General features: G+C 39.8%; 18 protein-coding genes. 1 reads left to right on the top strand and 17 read right to left on the bottom strand.

Annotation, left to right across the window (positions count from 1 at the left end; genetic code table 11):
• Window positions 1-2: 2 nt before the first annotated feature.
• Window positions 3-761 carry a DeoR/GlpR family DNA-binding transcription regulator gene (locus O1Q79_RS08750; RefSeq protein ID WP_386691784.1) on the top strand — a complete coding sequence of 253 codons (759 nt, stop codon included), beginning with the start codon at window positions 3-5 and terminating at the stop codon, window positions 759-761.
• 252 nt (window positions 762-1,013) lie between these two features.
• On the opposite strand, the gene O1Q79_RS08745 is transcribed toward O1Q79_RS08750, so the two are convergent.
• From O1Q79_RS08745 to xylG, 17 genes are all read right to left on the bottom strand, one after another.
• Complete coding sequence (locus O1Q79_RS08745; protein ID WP_386693383.1) at window positions 1,014-1,370, bottom strand: YhcH/YjgK/YiaL family protein; 357 nt, start codon at window positions 1,368-1,370, stop codon at window positions 1,014-1,016.
• Window positions 1,330-1,488, bottom strand: a complete 159-nt coding sequence (locus O1Q79_RS08740; protein WP_386691782.1) for a hypothetical protein — start codon at window positions 1,486-1,488, stop codon at window positions 1,330-1,332. The genes O1Q79_RS08745 and O1Q79_RS08740 overlap by 41 nt, the downstream gene beginning before the upstream one ends.
• Window positions 1,489-1,490: 2 nt before the next feature.
• A complete protein-coding gene (locus O1Q79_RS08735) occupies window positions 1,491-1,643 on the bottom strand; it encodes a hypothetical protein (protein ID WP_386691780.1) in 153 nt (50 codons plus the stop codon).
• A 177-nt stretch (window positions 1,644-1,820) separates the two neighbouring features.
• The gene (locus O1Q79_RS08730) at window positions 1,821-2,909 is read right to left on the bottom strand and encodes an ElyC/SanA/YdcF family protein (RefSeq protein ID WP_386691778.1); all 1,089 of its coding nucleotides are present in this window, start codon (window positions 2,907-2,909) and stop codon (window positions 1,821-1,823) included.
• A gap of 140 nt (window positions 2,910-3,049) precedes the next feature.
• Window positions 3,050-3,397, bottom strand: a complete 348-nt coding sequence (locus O1Q79_RS08725; protein WP_386691776.1) for a type II toxin-antitoxin system HicB family antitoxin — start codon at window positions 3,395-3,397, stop codon at window positions 3,050-3,052.
• Window positions 3,398-3,405: 8 nt separating this feature from the next.
• Complete coding sequence (locus tag O1Q79_RS08720; RefSeq protein WP_153985262.1) at window positions 3,406-3,660, bottom strand: type II toxin-antitoxin system HicA family toxin; 255 nt, start codon at window positions 3,658-3,660, stop codon at window positions 3,406-3,408.
• A gap of 97 nt (window positions 3,661-3,757) precedes the next feature.
• Window positions 3,758-4,225 (bottom strand): YhcH/YjgK/YiaL family protein, encoded by a 468-nt coding sequence (locus tag O1Q79_RS08715; RefSeq protein WP_386691773.1) that lies wholly within the window; start codon window positions 4,223-4,225, stop codon window positions 3,758-3,760.
• Between the two features lie 2 nt (window positions 4,226-4,227).
• A complete protein-coding gene (locus O1Q79_RS08710; RefSeq protein ID WP_386691771.1) occupies window positions 4,228-5,406 on the bottom strand; it encodes an exo-alpha-sialidase in 1,179 nt (392 codons plus the stop codon).
• An 18-nt stretch (window positions 5,407-5,424) separates the two neighbouring features.
• A complete protein-coding gene (locus O1Q79_RS08705) occupies window positions 5,425-7,302 on the bottom strand; it encodes a TRAP transporter permease (RefSeq protein WP_386691769.1) in 1,878 nt (625 codons plus the stop codon).
• A gap of 84 nt (window positions 7,303-7,386) precedes the next feature.
• Window positions 7,387-8,376 carry a TAXI family TRAP transporter solute-binding subunit gene (locus tag O1Q79_RS08700; RefSeq protein WP_153985268.1) on the bottom strand — a complete coding sequence of 330 codons (990 nt, stop codon included), beginning with the start codon at window positions 8,374-8,376 and terminating at the stop codon, window positions 7,387-7,389.
• A 28-nt stretch (window positions 8,377-8,404) separates the two neighbouring features.
• Window positions 8,405-9,571: an iron-containing alcohol dehydrogenase gene (locus O1Q79_RS08695; protein ID WP_386691767.1), complete on the bottom strand. Its 1,167-nt coding sequence runs from the start codon at window positions 9,569-9,571 to the stop codon at window positions 8,405-8,407.
• 12 nt (window positions 9,572-9,583) lie between these two features.
• Window positions 9,584-10,471, bottom strand: a complete 888-nt coding sequence (locus tag O1Q79_RS08690; RefSeq protein WP_386691765.1) for a dihydrodipicolinate synthase family protein — start codon at window positions 10,469-10,471, stop codon at window positions 9,584-9,586.
• A gap of 9 nt (window positions 10,472-10,480) precedes the next feature.
• Complete coding sequence (pdxA, locus tag O1Q79_RS08685) at window positions 10,481-11,479, bottom strand: 4-hydroxythreonine-4-phosphate dehydrogenase PdxA (protein WP_386691763.1); 999 nt, start codon at window positions 11,477-11,479, stop codon at window positions 10,481-10,483.
• Between the two features lie 9 nt (window positions 11,480-11,488).
• On the bottom strand, window positions 11,489-12,724 hold the full coding sequence (locus O1Q79_RS08680) for a four-carbon acid sugar kinase family protein (RefSeq protein ID WP_386691761.1): 1,236 nt from the start codon (window positions 12,722-12,724) through the stop codon (window positions 11,489-11,491).
• Window positions 12,725-12,880: 156 nt separating this feature from the next.
• Window positions 12,881-14,035: a XylR family transcriptional regulator gene (locus O1Q79_RS08675; protein ID WP_132299787.1), complete on the bottom strand. Its 1,155-nt coding sequence runs from the start codon at window positions 14,033-14,035 to the stop codon at window positions 12,881-12,883.
• 108 nt (window positions 14,036-14,143) lie between these two features.
• The gene (locus tag O1Q79_RS08670) at window positions 14,144-15,271 is read right to left on the bottom strand and encodes a sugar ABC transporter permease (protein ID WP_132299789.1); all 1,128 of its coding nucleotides are present in this window, start codon (window positions 15,269-15,271) and stop codon (window positions 14,144-14,146) included.
• Window positions 15,268-16,788: a D-xylose ABC transporter ATP-binding protein gene (gene xylG, locus O1Q79_RS08665; RefSeq protein WP_386691758.1), complete on the bottom strand. Its 1,521-nt coding sequence runs from the start codon at window positions 16,786-16,788 to the stop codon at window positions 15,268-15,270. Before xylG ends, O1Q79_RS08670 begins: the two co-directional genes overlap by 4 nt.
• Window positions 16,789-16,821: the final 33 nt, after the last annotated feature.

Below are 16,821 nucleotides of genomic sequence, written 5' to 3'. Positions count from 1 at the left end.
TTATGTATCAAGAACGACAAGAATTGATTTTGCTTTATCTCAAAAGCCATAATATGGCAACAGTTGAGCAGTTGGTCAAAGTGACGGATTCATCACCCGCCACTATTCGCCGGGATTTGATTAAGTTAGATCAGGAAGGATCTATTATTCGTACGCACGGTGGCGTGGCATTAAACCAATTTGTGCCGTTTCAGCCCACTACCGATGAGAAAAAGTTAAAACAAATTGCGGAGAAAGAACGTATTGCCGATTATGCGGTTTCTTTGCTTAAAGCAGGTGATGCGATTGTATTAGATGCTGGTACTACAACCCTTTGTATTGCAAGAAAAATTAGCCATATTCCACTGCGAGTTATCACCACAGATTTACATATTGCTCTGTTACTTTCAGAATATAAACAAATGGAAGTGATCATGACGGGAGGAAAAATTGATACCAGCAGCCAATCTTGTATCGGCAATCAAACCACACAATTATTACAAAATATTTATCCTGATTTTGCCTTTGTGAGTTGCAATTCTTGGAGTGCTGCACAAGGTATTACCGCCCCTACGGAAGAAAAAGCCTGTTTAAAAAGATTGTTGCTGCAAAACGCCACACGCAAAGTATTGGTGGCAGATAGCAGTAAATATGGCAAATTTTCCTTATTCCACGCCAGCTCACTAAATGAGCTGTCGGATATTATTACAGATTCGGGGCTGGAAGATAAGATGGTGGAAGAATTGGGCGGATTTAATGATGTGAATCTGCAACTTACTTAATTTAAATGAAAATACCATTATGACTGATAAGTTATAACTGATAGATCATTGTTGTTTCATTTGTGTATTTCAGAATGACAAGGTCAGGTCATTATGTGAATTTTTTGCTTTGATCTGTTATAAAAGTAACGACAAACAGTTTTATCAGATGATATGGCTGACAGATCGAGAATTTATTGCTTATTTAGATAACGCATAAATTAAAATAGTAGGTAATTACATAAACTAATTACCTATTTTTTATTAATGCTATTAAGTTATTTTCAAAATTGTTGTCGGCACTTTAAACACCGCTTTACGAACAGTCTTTGGCTCATTTACCATACACAACGCTTGATGTGGTTCGCCTGGGTAGAAAATCGCAAAATCGCCTACTTTTAAATGAATTTCATTGTTCAGTTGTGGATTTTCAAGCAAGTAAAAATCGGGCTTTTTCTCTGGCAACGGGCTATTAATGACATTTTCTAATTGGTAGCCAATAATTTCTTCGCCATTTAACACCACCTGAATATCCAAATATTCCTTGTGATATTCGGTATGGCGTGATGATTTCGGTGATGTTTGAAAATCACCGACCGTATAAAACCACGATTCCCCCTTGTTTTTGATATTTTCCGTCTGCCAATTTAACTAAGTTAGAAAAAATCACTTCGGGTTCGGCTAATATTCTAGCTAACTCAACAGGCAAAGATGCCAATGCTAATTGATTTAAATTTCCAGCGATCATGGTTATTCCTTAACTAAATTTACGTCCGTAATGCGGACATATTTAATCGCTTGGCGGAAATAAGTGTAGCTAATATGAATCGTGCCGTTTTGTCCTTGAATAATACTTGGGTACGAAAATTCCCGATTAATTTTTTGTTGGGAATTATTACACATTCAAGATGTAAAAATAGTTTTTAAAAATATTTTGTATATTTTATCTGTTATAAATAAACAATATGCTAGATTTGTATATGAACATCAGAAGTTACGGCATATTTAAAAGTATATCGTTGGTGATATTCTTATAATAAAAAGGTGATCAAATTTTTGATCACCTATCTAATGTACTCTTTAATCGTGTAATACACCGCTATTAAAAGTCGGCAAGCCGAGTGTTTTTAAGCTATCACGATAAATTCCCAATAAGTCTTTTTCAGCAATTTTCTGTAATTCTTCTAAAGGCTTATCTAAAGCGGAAACGCTTTGTAATTTAATATCTGTAGGTCCGCTTTCCCATAAAGCAATTTCAAATAAGGTTTGTCCACGTCTAACATGGCTTCCAGAACTAATCAAAACGGCGTTTTTTATGTGGTGTTTAGCAAGGGCATAGCGAGAAAAAAGGGCATTATCAACGGAAGACGTTGCATAATTATCCGCATAGATTTGTTTTTCAGGTATGCCTTTACTGATTAACCACTGTTTCATCAAATCACCTTCGGTATGATTATTTTGTGGTACACCACCAGTAACAATAATTAAACTCTGTGGATTTTGCTTCGCTAATTCAAGGGTTTTTTCTAGTCGCTGAATAAGAATATCGTGCATTGAACCATCAGGATTGAGTGCATAGCCCAAGGTAATTATGGCTGAATCGTCTCCTAAAGAGTTATCTAATTTATCTACAATAGGCTGATTTGCATTATGATCAATCAATGTAAATACTTTCGCTAACAAACTGGCTTTTTCGGGGGATAATTGTTTAAGGCGTGCAAAATATTTTTCACTTTCCGTTTTATTTTGTTTAAAACGATACCAACTAGCAAGATAAATATGCGCTTTCACATCATCAGGTGCAATAGTTAATACTTTCTCATACAAAGGGATTGCTTTATCTACATTGCCATTATAAATATTCGCATTTGCCGCACCAAATAAAAAATCAACTCGGTAAGGTTCTAATTCGTATGCTTGCAATAATAGCTCAGCTATTCTTTCCATGTTACTTGGCAATTTAGCCGTAAACCCAGCGTGAGAAACTCTCGCAGGCGACTTTTGAATATTGACAGCCTGTTCAATTAATTGATCAACAACCTGTCGTTGCGTTATCAACTGTTGATAATTAGTTTGTGGCTGTAAGGTTTCAATATCCGTAGTATTAGCCACCGCAGTAAGTGAGCATGTTGACAATAATGCCACTAACAGTAGTTTGGATTTTAACATACTATACTCCTTGTTTAATGGAAATGTTTATTAACATATTGATTACAGCTAGATTCTTCCTAACTTTAATTAAAAGGTTATCACAATGATAACCTTTATTTCAATCCTATTTAAGACTATCGTCAAATGCTAGGCGATGTTTACAACCGAGCTGAATGTCGCACTTCATTTTCAATGGCTTGGCTAATTACGGCATTAAGTGCAACGCCTTGTTTAGCGGCAATAAAGGCTACTTTTTGGTGTAAATCAGGGGAAATTCTGACGTTAAATTTACCATTAAATGATTTTAATGGTTGAATATTTTGCGTTTGGCAAAACTCAAGATAATCATCCACTGCGAGTTGAAATTCTTGACGTAATTCTTCTAAATCTCGCCCTTCATAAGTGACTAACCCATTGATATATAATAATTTACCATAAAGCACATTATCATCTAGAGAAAATTCAATACTACCGATAAAACCTTTATATTCAAGTACTTTTTCCATATTTCCACCTAATTTAGTTTTAATTCGTCTAAGGCAATTTTAACTTGCTCAACAACATATAATTTCAATTCATTACCAGGGTGTGGTTTATGCAAACTAATGGGATATTGTAATTCAGCATGCACAAATTTTACTCTTGAACCATTACCTTGTTGTTCAACAAAGCCTAGTCCAATCAATAATGTTTTCAGTTCTTCCCATGTAAAATTTCTAGGGGGCGGTTCTTTCCTTAATTTTTGTAGTAATTTGTCCGTCTTGCTCATTATTTACAGTCACTGATTATTGGTGGCATAATTCTAACAAATGACAGGTTGCAATTCAAATAAAAAGGTGACTACAATGATCACCTTTATTCCATGCCTATTTAACCAACCCTTTTGGCACTTTAAACACTGCCTTACGAACAGTCTTTGGCTCATTCACCATGCACAACGCTTGATGTGGCTCACCTGGGTAGAAAATTGCAAAATCCCCTGCTTTTAAATGAATTTCATTGTTCAGTTGTGGATTTTCTAGCAAGTAAAAATCGGGCTTTTTCTCTGGCAATGGGCTATTAATCACATTTTCTAATTGGTAGCCAATAATTTCTTCGCCATTCAATACCACCTGAATATCCAAATATTCCTTGTGATATTCGGTATGGCGAGCTGATTTCGGTGATGTTTGAAAATCACCGACCGTATAAAACCACGATTCCCCTTGTTTTTCATATTTTCCGTCTGCCAATGTAATCAAGTTGGAAAAACTCACTTCGGGTTCGGCTAATATGTTAGCTAATTCAACTGGCAAAGATGCCAACGCTAATTGATTTAAATTTCCAGCGATCATGGTTATTCCTTAATTAAATTCACGTCTGTAATGCGGACATATTTAATCGCTTGGCGGAAATAAGTGTAGCTAATATGAATCGTGCCATCTTGCCCTTGAATAATGCTTGGGTAGGAAAATTCCCGATTAATTTTTTGTTGGGAATTATTGCTCATACAATAACCATCACCTTCATCAAGGTTTTTCACCACTTGCCAAGTTAAGCCTAAGTCTGGCGAAATGGCTAAACTCATTGGGGCTCGTGGAGCTCCCCAAAATGCGGTTTTGCCGTGTTTGGTTTGATTTATCATCACTTTGTCGTCTGCGGATTCATCTTCAATTTCATCATAAAGCGATGTTCTGCGTTCTGTGGCATCTAGCTGGCTAGAATTATTGAACACTAAAGCCAAATCGCCGTTAGATAAAGTCGTTACTTGAATAGATGAATTATTATTAGGCAATGTGGTTGGCACAGGATCTGACCAAGTATTACCATTGTCATCAGACACATTGCGATAAATATGATCCGCCCAACGGCTACGGAATAACGCAATCAGCGATCCATTTTTTGCCAAGGTGATATTCATGTGAACGCAACCTACGCTATTTGGCACGATGACATCTCGCCATGTTTTGCCGAAATCTGACGAAATTTTCACCGCACTATAATCGTTATTGCCGACCCATTTTTCCCCTTGCTCAACCACGCAATAAAACACAGGCAACAACCAATCGCCATTGTTTAATACCACTATCGGTTGACGAACAAAAGTACCAGACTGATCTAATAGGGTTTCAATGTTTCCCCAAGTTACGCCAAAATCACGAGATTTTCGGCATCTCACAATAGCCGTATCTTGATTGCCTGAAATTTGTGCAGTCCAAAGTAACCATAACACATTATCGGGAGCAAGAAATAAAATCGGGTTTTGCTCGGAACGAGTGGGATCGTCAGACAATTTTTGTGGGGTTGACCACTGTTTGCTGCCTTTTTCTAAACGAGCAAGATAAATGGAAATATCTGCCACACCTTCTTGCGTGCCACCAAACCAAGTGCAAAGTAAATCGCCGTTTGGCAATTCAAACAAGTTGGATGCGTGGTTTTGTGGACAGAGTACAGGGATCATGGCTGTACTGATATATTCATTAATGGCATTCACTTTGCCGTCAGCGACAACGTCGTTATTTGTTGTTAATGTCATTGTTATTCTTCCTTTTTATTATGCTTGAGCGAGTTTGTTTTTAACTGAGCCTGATTTCCAACACCAAGCAATCATCACAGCGGCGACACCTAAGAAAACAAACCAAAGTAGCGTGTTAGATTTTTCTAGCACAATACCTAAACTGATGGCTAAGAAAATGATTCTTTCGACCCAGTTGAGATTTTTCTTGAGCCAGCCTTGTAGGAATACTGCCCAGCAGAATGTGGCAACAAGCATACCTACAAAAGCAATTAAAATTGCTCCCATGCTGCCTTTCCATAACACCACGGGATCGCTGATAAAGCTGAATGGAATTAAGAAAATCACCAGTGCGTATGAGAAAGCAATAAAACCTGTTTTTGATGAATCACTGTTGGCAATGGCTGCGGCAGCATAAGAACAAAGTGCCACTGGTGGAGTCACCATTGAAAGCACGCAGTAATACATAATAAACATATTGGCGGCTAATTTATCAATCCCCATATCCGTTAAGGCGGGAGCAAAAATAATCGCACCAATAATATAGGCTGCCACAGTCGGTAAGCCCATACCCATAATGATACAACCAAGAATCACCATAAGTAGGGATAAATACAGATTGCCTGTCCCCACATCGCTTAAAATCTCAACGAATTTAAAAGCAAGGTTAGATTGAGTTGCCACCACCATAATAATCCCAACTGATGCCAACGGCACAGATACCCACGCCATTTGTTTGGCGGTATCAATTAGCATTGGATAAATTTCTTTGAGATTATAACGTGTATTTTTGCGTAACAAAGGTGCAAGCAAAGCGATCACTGCTCCCACAAAGGCAGCATAGGGAGCGGAATAACCAGCCACTAATGCCACCACTAATAACAATGGTGAAAACAGTAAATGGATTCTTGGTAAAATCGGCTCAATCACCAAATCTTTAGCATTGATATTACCTACTCCTGTTTTTCTCGCTCGTAAATCCACAATAACGAATAAAGCAAAGTAAAAGGCAACGGCAGGAATTAAGCCAGCAGCGGCAATTTCAACGTAAGGAATCCCTAACATATCCGCCATCACGAAAGCGGCAATACCCATAACGGGTGGCATTAATTGTCCGCCAGTGGAAGCAATGGCTTCGGTAGCAGCAGCTTGTTCTTTGGTGTAGCCTGAGCGTTGCATAATCGGAATGGTGAGTACGCCCGTAGATGTGGTATTAGCTACTGCAGAACCGCTGACCATACCAAATAAGGCTGAACCCAATAGGGACATTTTCGCTGATCCGCCTGTTAAACGAGCTGTCGCTTTCATGGCTAAATCAATAAATACTGAACCACCGCCCGTCATGGTAAATACACAACCAAACAACACGAAATAAAACACAAAGTTTATCGCAGTACTTGCTGTAATCCCAAAGATCCCTTCGGTTTGCATGCTGATTAATTCTGCCATCGTGTCTAATGAAAAGCCTTCAAAGGCTGTCCATCCAGGGAAATAAGGACCGAAAGATCCATAAAGAACAAAAACAATCACCACGGAAAGCAAGGAAAATCCCACAGATCGTCTGACGGCTTCAAACAGCATTAAAAGTCCTGCTACAAAAGCGAATTTATCAGCAAACAATACATCATCAATCATTTCAAGACGAGATTCTAATCTTGCCGTAGAAGTGTAATAATGGTAACAAATATAAAGCGTTACCCCAATACAACATAAATCAATCGCTCGGCTTAACCAAGGTAATTTGTCATCTTTAAATGTCAAAGGCTGAAAGCAAAACACCAGCGCCGTTGCCATATAAACATGGACACTGGCAGCCATTAACGGCGACATGGGGGCAAAAAATTGCTGTAATAAAAAGGCAATATAACCGATGCCCAGCACAGCAGAAAGCAATTTTAAGAAATTAGCGTATGTCATAGAAATACCCTTTATTTACTTATGTGAGATGTGGGCGTAATGGCAACCAAAAATAGATGCCATTACGCTAGAGATTGCAAGGGGTTATTTGATCCAACCTTGCTCACGGAAATATTTTGCTGCTCCTGGGTGGAGTTCAAAAATACCTGCGTTTTTGGCAATATTTTCTGGTTTCCAGAACGCAAGTGGTGGGTGAGTTTCTTTAAGTTTAGCTTGATTTTCCACTAAGGCTTTAGTGACTTGGTAAACCGTGTTTTCATCTTCTTTCGCATGTGTCACAAATACGGTGGCACTCACTGGATTGATGTAATCTGCGGTTTGACCACGATAAGTATCCGCTGGCATTGTTCCTGTTGGCAAGCCCAATTTGGCTAAATCATCAAGCACTTTTTGTGGATAAGGAATATACACCATATCATTGGTTAAAGTGATTTCCGTCAAATTCGGGTGCATCGCTGGCACGTTGTCAATATACACATCAATGGTGTTATCACGCAACATTTGGCTGGCTTGTCCGCTACTGATTTGTACCACTTTACCTTTGGCTTTCATGGTTTCAAAATCCGTACCAAGAGATTTAAAAATAAAATCTACAATAATTGGCACTTGTGAGCCTGTTGGTTTGGTGGCAATCACCACTTTATCCGCATTAACAATTTTCTCTAAGCTGTCATTGCCGGTGGATTCTACCCAAGATTTACGAGCGACTACGATAGTATGCCCTTCTTGCATGCCGTCAAAGATTAAACGCAAATCTTTGTTGGGTTTGCCTTCATATAATTCGGTAATACCGTCTCTTGCCCACACGATGGCATTAGATGTGGCAAAACCAAAATCTGCTTTGGCATCGTTCACTACCACAGGATTGGTCATACCACCCCCACGTGGAATCACTTTTAATTTAAATTCATTGTTGGTTGCTTCAGGAATTAAACGGCTGAATGTGGTGGCATAAGTGTACCAACCATTGCCCGGTGGCTGACTAATCAAACTGCTCTCAACATTAGCGGAAACGCTGGCAGAAAACACCAGAGTAGAGAAAAGTACTTTTAAAGTGCGGTTAAATTTACGCATATTTTTGATCCTCTCATTTGTGGTTTGGTTATGCAATTAATTTGCGATAAATGGTTTTTATATCATCTTTATTCATTGGTTTTGGGTTATTATCTAACAATCTTTTCACGCTTAATGCTGCTTCGGATAATTCATCTAACACATCTTCATTAATGCCAACGGCGGTTAAATCGCACTTAATCTCAAGATCACGAATTAACGCATAAAGCTCATCAATCATTTTTTCTGCCGCTTGTCGCTGGGTCAGTCCTTGTACATCTAATCCCATAGCAAACGCCACATTGGCAAATTTTTCTTCACATACAGGCAAATTAAATTTCATCACGTCAGGCAATAAAATGGCATTAGATAAGCCGTGTGGAATATGATATTTTCCGCCTAACGGATAAGATAAAGCATGGACGGCTACGGTGCTGGATGTGGCAATACAAGCTCCACCTAAAAACGAACCTAGCAACATATTTTCACGAGCTTGAATATCTGTTCCGTGGTTAAATGCGGTGCGAATATTTTTGGTGATTAATTCCACTGCTTTTAAAGCGAACATCTCGCTAAATGGCGATGATTTTTTGGAAATGTAACACTCAATCGCATGGCATAAGGCATCAATCCCAGTGTTTGCGGTAATATGTTTTGGCAAACTGAGCGTTAATTCCGCATCTAAGATCACCGCACTTGCCACCAATTTTTCATCGACTACGCCAATTTTGAGCTCACGTTCTGTATCCAACACAATAGAATTTTGTGTTGCTTCCGAACCAGTGCCAGATGTGGTTGGGATCATCAAAGTTGGCAAACTGCGATGAACAAATTTTTTCGCTCCAGAAGTGACTTCCGTTAATGCAATATCTTTATTATTCAACATTAACGCCACTAATTTAGCGGTATCCATCGCACTGCCGCCACCCAATCCAATCACAGCTTCAGCATTGCATTTGACGGATTGCTCAAAAATCTCATTCACAGCGGAAATTGGCGGTTCAGGTGGCACATTGCTAATAATATGCACGCCAATACCTGCCTGTTCTAACAACTGTTTTGGCTTATTGATTAACCCTGCTTTAAATACGCCTTCATCGGTAATTAATACTACATTTGTGGCGTTATAGCCTTTGATTACATCAGCAATTTGGCTAAGGTTGCCCGCACCGCCAATGACTTTGCTTGGATTAAATAAGGAATAAATCGCTGTCATTTTTTTCTCCGCTTAATAAAGTTTAAACACATCCAACAACGCCCGATCAATCACTTCGTTCACGCAGTTTGACGGTTCTCTTGCTGGGCCTACGTTATGTCCGCGTAAAAGTACGGCACGTTTTACCACAGAATTTGGATTGCCCATTTGCATCACATTGCGAAATGCTCGGATTTTCTTTTGAGCAGCGTTGGCGTTGGCAAAATCGCCTTGTTGCCAATATTCGTAAATAGACACCATTAATTCAGGGAACACGTTGGAACAGCCACTAATCGCCCCTGTGCCACCAGCTAACAATGTCCATAAAATCAACGAATCACTGCCAGCCATCACAGCCAAATTCTCGGTGGTATTTTCAATATATTTCAAGGAATTATCAAAATTACCACTGCTGTCTTTAATGCCGATAATATTGGCGTTGGCTTGGGCTAATTTTTTCACTGTGCTGGCTTCAATATTGTTGCCTGAGCGAGCAGGAATGTTGTACATCAAAATTGGGGCATCCACATTTTTCGCCACGGTGTCAAAATGACGATATAAATCATCTTGGCTAACGGACACAAAATAGGGCGAAATCACCGACAATACGTCCACGCCTAAGTCTTTTACTTGATTAGAAAATTCAATAGTTTCTTTGGTGGTAATACAGCCTGTTCCTGCATACACTGGCACTCGCCCGTCCACGGCTTCCACGGCGGCTTGAATAATCTCCAATTTTTCCTGTTGATTAAAGGCATAAAACTCGCCGTTTGTGCCTAAGGGAAAAATGCCGTGAATCCCTGCCTTAATCAAATAATCAATGTATTCTTGATAGGCTTGCGGATTGAATTTTTCGTTGTCGTCCAATGCAGTTAGCACGGGGGCAACGATACCTTTTGGTTTAAACTGTTCTTTAGACATAGTAGCTCCTTATTTCGCAAATTTCTGATTCGCCATTTTGGCACCTAAATACAAGGCTTCGGTCATGCTACGACTGTCTGCCACGCCCTTTCCTGCAATGGGGAACGCCGTGCCGTGATCCACCGATGTGCGGATAAATGGCAAGCCTGTGGTCACGTTTACGCCGCTTTCAAAGCCGATTAATTTAATCGGAATATGTCCCTGATCGTGGTACATCACCACCACCATATCAAATTCATCAAGATTCACCGCACGGTGGAACAATGTATCGGGCGGCAGTGGACCTTGCACATTTAAGCCCCTAGCAAGGGCTGCTTTCACCGCTGGTACGATTTCTTTTTCGTCTTCATCGCCAAACAAACCATGTTCGCCAGCGTGAGCATTAAAGCCCGCCACCGCAATTCTCGGTTCAGCAAAGCCAAGCATTTGTGCGTATTCTTGAGCAAGATCAATCACGGTAGAAATCCGCTCGGTTTTAATCAAATCGCACGCCTGCCGCATAGACACATGGGTGGTGACATGAATGACGTTCAATCTTTCGCTGGTCAACATCATTGAAAAATCTTTAGTGCCACTCAGTTCTGCCAAAATCTCTGTGTGTCCAGGGAAAATCTTGCCGCCAGCGTGCAAGGCTTCTTTATTTAACGGGGCGGTGACAATGGCGTGAATTTTTTTCTCCATAGCCAAGCCCACCGCTTTTTCAATATATTCATAGGCGGCAAGCCCGGCTTCGCCACTGACTTGGGCGAACGGCAAATCCGCAGGCAAATTGTCTAAATCCAAAATATCAATGTAGCCAAATTCGCTGTTAAGTTCGTCCACGTTTGCCACTTTGCGAAGTTTCAGATCGGATTTCACAATGGCTAATGCCCGTTGCATAATCTTAAAATCACCCACCACCACAATGTGTGCCAGCTCATAAATCCGCTTATCTTCCAATGCTTTAATCACCACTTCCGGGCCAATGCCTGCCGCATCGCCCATGGTGATCGCTAAAATCGGTTGCATAAAAACTCCTTAGTTAAAATAGTCTAAAATTCGTTGTAACAATGGCACGGATCCAAAACCGCCTGCCTTAGTAATCACGGGAATGGCGGAAATTCGGCTGTTGGGGAAATAGCCATAAGGCACGCCTGCTTCAATTTTCCCAGCAATTTGGTAATGATCTAATTGCAACTGTTTTGCCACCGCAAAGGCAATGTCGCCACCTGTTAAAAATAACACTGAAAATTGATACTGTTGTTGTTCTAATAACTGACTGACGAATAAAGCGATTTTTTGGCTAATTTGATTGCCCAATTCCGTACGGCTACAATTTAACTCCGCACAAAGTAGCGAGATATTCAGTCTGTCATTGAGCGAACTTTCGGTTTTCAACAATAAATGTTGATGATTATTCAGCACGGCTTTTGCGGATAACATCAGCGTTTTGATATACCATTGATCTTGCAGTAAATTTTTAATATTGATCGCCAGTGTTGCCACCTGTGCATTATCCTTAATATAATCCACCTGCTTGCCACTCACTTCACTCATAGAACCCACCACAAACAATATCGGTTTTTTGCTTAAACCTGCCGCAATAGACTGAGCCAACCCTGATGAACCTGCTACGATACAAGGTTGATTTACTTCCTTAATTAGCTCGGCAATGTGCTGTAAATCCTGTTCACTTTCCGCATCAAAGCTGATAATCGCTTGAGTCTTTTCCGCCATAATGGAATAAATCGCCGAAACTGCGGTGTTTTTTTCCGCTATTTTTTTAAATTCAAAAACAGGCACATCTGTTTGGCAGCCAATAATTGCTTTTACGCTGGACGACACAATCGGCGTTTTGGGATCGGTGGCAAATTCTGTTTCTAACAACGGCACATCATTCACATATAAAATCCCATCACGCACCACACGCCCTGCTTTTGGTAACGCAGAACATACAAAGGCGATTTTACGTTCACTCGCCGACAAACAAGCGGCAAGCTCTGCCCCAATATTGCCACGCAAGGTGGAATCAATTTTTTTATAAACCTGTTCCGCTTTTGCATGGGCGAACACTTGATAAATCGCTTGTTGTGCATCAGCACAATTCATCGCCCGACTATCCGTATTCACCACCACAACCTCCGCTGTGCCTTGATATTGAGTAAACTCACTCAATAGCACATCGACGCTAATATGTTGTTGGTGAAACTGTAAGCCTGTGTCGTTAGCACCAGTAAAATCATCAGCAATGACTAATACTTTCATGATCATCATCTCGGTTATTTGATGGCGGTTAGTATAAAGCAACGAAAAAATAAAAACTGTGATCTGGATCACAAAAATGAATATTTGCAATCCTAATGATTAAATATAATCAGATTACTGCATTATTAGATTGGATAAAAATATGTCAAATAATTAATAAAAAGATTATCGAAATTCTTTCGGCGTTACTCCGAATTCTTTCTTAAACACCGCATAAAAATATTGTAATGATGGATAACCGCAAATTTCTGCGATTTCTTGAATAGATACATCAGTAGATTGAAGTAGATACTGAGCTCGGGCGAGCTTTTCTTCATGAATTACCTGATGAATGGTTTTACCCATTTCTTGTTTGAAACGAGCTTCTAAATTGGAACGAGAAATATGTAAATGATCCAGTACTTGTTCGGTTTTGATACCATGGCAAGCTTTCTGGCGAATAAAGTGCATTGCTTGAATTACAAAAGGATCTTGTAATGAACGATAATCGGTGGATCGTCTTTCTGCGACTTTTAAAGGTGCAATCAGTAAAGGTTTATGAGCAACCTTTATACCGTTCAAGCATTTATGCAACAATTTTGCTGCTTGATAACCAATTTGTGCCGTACCTTGTTGTACAGAAGACAGGGAAATACGAGAAAGGTATTGAATTAATTCTTCGTTATCAATGCCGATAATACATAATTGTTCAGGTACGGCAATTTTGAGATGTTCACAGGCTTGTAGTAAATGTCTGGCTCTGGCATCGGTTACTGCAATAATACCAGTGTAATCAGGCAGGGTTTTAATCCACTGAGCTAATTTCTCTTGAGATTCAACCCAATTATGTGAATGGGTCTGATCGCCTAAATAATAATAGGATTCCTGTTCATATTTTTCCATTAACTGTAAAAAGGCATGTTGTCTTTCTAACGCCCAATGTTTTGGTGTATCCGCTGGGTAGCCATAAAACGCAAAGCGGTTAATCCCTTTTTGTTTTAAATGCAAAAACGCCATTTCCACTAAGGCGTAATTATCAGTAGCCACATAAGGTAAATCGGGATAAAAGCGAGGATTTTGGTATGAACCACCCACGGCGATAATCGGAACGTTGACATTTTGCAATAATTCCACGGTTTCAGGATCATCAAAATCCGCAATAATACCATCAATGGACAGACTTTCAATGGTGTTGCGATGATAGACAAAATCGTCTTCCACAAAAATATCCCAACTACATTGAGACGCTTGAATATATTGTCCAACACCTTCTATTACACCACGATCATAGATTTTGTTGGCATTGAATAGAAGGGCGACTTTGTCGTGTTGTCGTGACATTTTGGTTCTCCTTTGTTTCCGGATAACTATAAGATAAAAAAGATTATTTTGCAAAACAATACAAAAAAGCACCGCAGTTTTCACAAACGGTGCTTAACTTGCCTTATTTTACACTTTTTTCTTACTCATCGTATCAAACCATACTGCAAGCAATAAAATTGCCCCTTTAATGATATATTGCCAAAAAGTTGGAACATCTAGCATACTCATGCCATTGTCTAATAAAGCAATAATGAACGCACCAACCACCACGCCGTAAATACTACCAATTCCACCTGCCAAACTGGCTCCACCAATGACACAAGAAGCTATAGCATCCATTTCAGCACTTTGCCCTGCAGATGGGGCGCCTGCTCCCAGTCTTGCACTTAAAATCAATCCTGCAATTGCCACCAGAAAGCCATTAATGGCAAAAATTGTGAGTCTGACTTTTTCAACGCCAATGCCTGATAATTTCGCTGCATCAATATTGCCACCAATGGCATAAACACTGCGACCAAAGGTTGTTTTACGAGCCACAAATGTGCCGATGATGGTAAGCAAGGCAAGCAATAATACAGGGAATGGCACGCCACGATAATCATTAAGTAGATAAATGGCACCCAACACTAAAACGGCGATTATCCCATATTTTGCTGTTTCTTTGCTTAGCGTTGGAACGGGAAGATTGAGCCGTTGACGAACTTTACGCTGATAACTAACCCAAAGGGCAAAACAGCCTAATGCTGCCACACCAATCAACATCCCCACAATATCAGATAAATAGCCTTGTCCAATGGCAGTCATTTCGTGGCTAATGGGAGAAACGGTTGTGCCGTTGGTTAGACCAATTAAAATACCACGGAAAGCCAGCATACCGGCAAGGGTCACAATAAAGGCGGGGACTTTTTGATAGGCTATCCACCAGCCATTCCATGCACCAAGTAATAATCCTAACACTAAGGTAACAATTATCGTCAAAGACAATGGCCAGCCCCACCACACGTTGGTAATTGCTGCAAAGCCACCTAATAAGCCCATGAGTGATCCTACCGATAAATCAATTTCGGCAGCAATGATCACAAACGCCATACCAATCGCCAAAATGCCTGTAATGGACGTTTGGCGTAGTAAGTTGGAAATATTTCTGGCACTTAAATAGGCCCCATCGGTTAAAAATGAGAAAAACACCATAATGACCACGATGGCGATAAGCAGAATATACATCTGCAAATTAATGGATTTAAATTTGTTCATAATGTCTCCTTAAGAGCGGCTTCCATCACTTGTTCTTGGGTTAAATTATCATTGATTAAATCGGCTTTGATTTTGCCTTGGTGCATGACTAACACTCGATCACTAATCCCCAACACTTCGGGCAATTCCGATGAAATCACGATGATAGCGATGCCTTGTTGTGCTAATTGATTAATCAATTTATAAATTTCATATTTCGCCCCCACGTCAATACCCCGAGTGGGTTCATCTAAAATCAAGATCTTAGGGTTGAGCAATAAACATTTGGCTAAAATCGCTTTTTGTTGATTACCACCACTTAACCGCCCAATGGCAAGATCTACGCTAGCGGTTTTGACTTTCAATTTAGCAATAGATTGATTAATAATGGTTTCTTCCAGCGGTTCATTAATCACTTTTTTGCCAAAACAAAATTGGGGTAATGCCGCCAGTGTAATATTTTTACCCACCGACATAATGGGAACAATGCCATGTTTTTTGCGATCTTCAGGTACCATAACAATATGGCGTTCAATGGCTTGCGTGCAGTTTTTAATCTCTACTTTTTGATTTTCAAGATAAATATCGCCTTGATATTTGCCTAAATAAGAACCAAACAGACATTGTGCCATTTCGGTTCGTCCTGATCCTACAAGCCCTGCTACGCCTAAAATTTCCCCTTTGTGTAAGGCGAAATGGGCATTATCTACCCGTTTAATATGTGTGTTGATGGTATGCCATGCGTTAAGATTTTCCACTCGCAAAATTTCTTCGCCAATCTCATGGGGTTCAACAGGATAAAGCGAAGTGATTTCACGCCCTACCATCATGGTAATAATGTTATCTTCGCTTAAGTCTGTGGCTAAATGTGTACCAATATGCTCTCCGTCTCGAATGACACAAATCTTGTCAGAAATGGCTTTTACTTCATTGAGTTTGTGTGAAATATAAATACAAGCAATATTATGTGCTTTTAACTCTTTGACCAGATTTAATAAAATTGCCGTTTCTTTTTCTGTCAGTGAGGCAGTGGGTTCATCAAGAATCAGTAACCGTACTTGTTTATTTAAGGCTTTGGCTATTTCCACCAACTGTTGTTGCCCTAAACCTAATTGGCTCACTTTCGTGTTGGGATCCACATCAAGTTGCACCTGTTCCAGCAAGGTTTGACAACGCAGGTACATTTCATTGTCGTTGGTTATGCCAAATTGAGTAATTTCATTGCCTAAAAACATATTTTCCAACACGGACATCTGTTTTACTAAGGTCAATTCCTGATGAATAATCGAAATGCCTTTTGACTCCGTATCTTTGATATTTTTAGCGACCAGTTTTTCGCCTGCAAAAGTAATCTCGCCTTGAAAATCACCGTGTGGATAAATGCCACATAACACTTTCATCAGCGTAGATTTACCCGAACCATTTTCGCCACACAATGACAGAATTTCGCCCATTTCTAAGGAAATGGAAATATTATTTAACGCTACCACATCACCAAATTTTTTGGTGATATTATGCATTTCCAATAAATTTGCCATACCCGTTTTCTCCATATCGGTTAAAGTGCGGTA

It is taken from the genome of Lonepinella sp. MS14434, assembly GCF_042468235.1.
GTDB lineage: Bacteria > Pseudomonadota > Gammaproteobacteria > Enterobacterales > Pasteurellaceae > Lonepinella.
This window is presented reverse-complemented; position numbering and strand designations above follow the sequence as displayed.

Excerpts from the sequence above, each read along its gene's own strand:
- O1Q79_RS08720 (WP_153985262.1), bottom strand. The coding sequence starts at position 3,660 with ATGAGCAAGACGGACAAATTACTACAAAAATTAAGGAAAGAACCGCCC.
- O1Q79_RS08670 (WP_132299789.1), bottom strand. The coding sequence starts at position 15,271 with ATGAACAAATTTAAATCCATTAATTTGCAGATGTATATTCTGCTTATC.
- pdxA (WP_386691763.1), bottom strand. The coding sequence starts at position 11,479 with ATGCAACCGATTTTAGCGATCACCATGGGCGATGCGGCAGGCATTGGC.
- O1Q79_RS08715 (WP_386691773.1), bottom strand. The coding sequence starts at position 4,225 with ATGATCGCTGGAAATTTAAATCAATTAGCGTTGGCATCTTTGCCAGTT.
- O1Q79_RS08750 (WP_386691784.1), top strand. The coding sequence starts at position 3 with ATGTATCAAGAACGACAAGAATTGATTTTGCTTTATCTCAAAAGCCAT.
- xylG (WP_386691758.1), bottom strand. The coding sequence starts at position 16,788 with ATGGCAAATTTATTGGAAATGCATAATATCACCAAAAAATTTGGTGAT.
- O1Q79_RS08710 (WP_386691771.1), bottom strand. The coding sequence starts at position 5,406 with ATGACATTAACAACAAATAACGACGTTGTCGCTGACGGCAAAGTGAAT.
- O1Q79_RS08740 (WP_386691782.1), bottom strand. The coding sequence starts at position 1,488 with ATGATCGCTGGAAATTTAAATCAATTAGCATTGGCATCTTTGCCTGTT.
- O1Q79_RS08675 (WP_132299787.1), bottom strand. The coding sequence starts at position 14,035 with ATGTCACGACAACACGACAAAGTCGCCCTTCTATTCAATGCCAACAAA.
- O1Q79_RS08700 (WP_153985268.1), bottom strand. The coding sequence starts at position 8,376 with ATGCGTAAATTTAACCGCACTTTAAAAGTACTTTTCTCTACTCTGGTG.
- O1Q79_RS08690 (WP_386691765.1), bottom strand. The coding sequence starts at position 10,471 with ATGTCTAAAGAACAGTTTAAACCAAAAGGTATCGTTGCCCCCGTGCTA.
- O1Q79_RS08730 (WP_386691778.1), bottom strand. The coding sequence starts at position 2,909 with ATGTTAAAATCCAAACTACTGTTAGTGGCATTATTGTCAACATGCTCA.
- O1Q79_RS08695 (WP_386691767.1), bottom strand. The coding sequence starts at position 9,571 with ATGACAGCGATTTATTCCTTATTTAATCCAAGCAAAGTCATTGGCGGT.
- O1Q79_RS08735 (WP_386691780.1), bottom strand. The coding sequence starts at position 1,643 with ATGTGTAATAATTCCCAACAAAAAATTAATCGGGAATTTTCGTACCCA.
- O1Q79_RS08725 (WP_386691776.1), bottom strand. The coding sequence starts at position 3,397 with ATGGAAAAAGTACTTGAATATAAAGGTTTTATCGGTAGTATTGAATTT.
- O1Q79_RS08680 (WP_386691761.1), bottom strand. The coding sequence starts at position 12,724 with ATGATGATCATGAAAGTATTAGTCATTGCTGATGATTTTACTGGTGCT.
- O1Q79_RS08705 (WP_386691769.1), bottom strand. The coding sequence starts at position 7,302 with ATGACATACGCTAATTTCTTAAAATTGCTTTCTGCTGTGCTGGGCATC.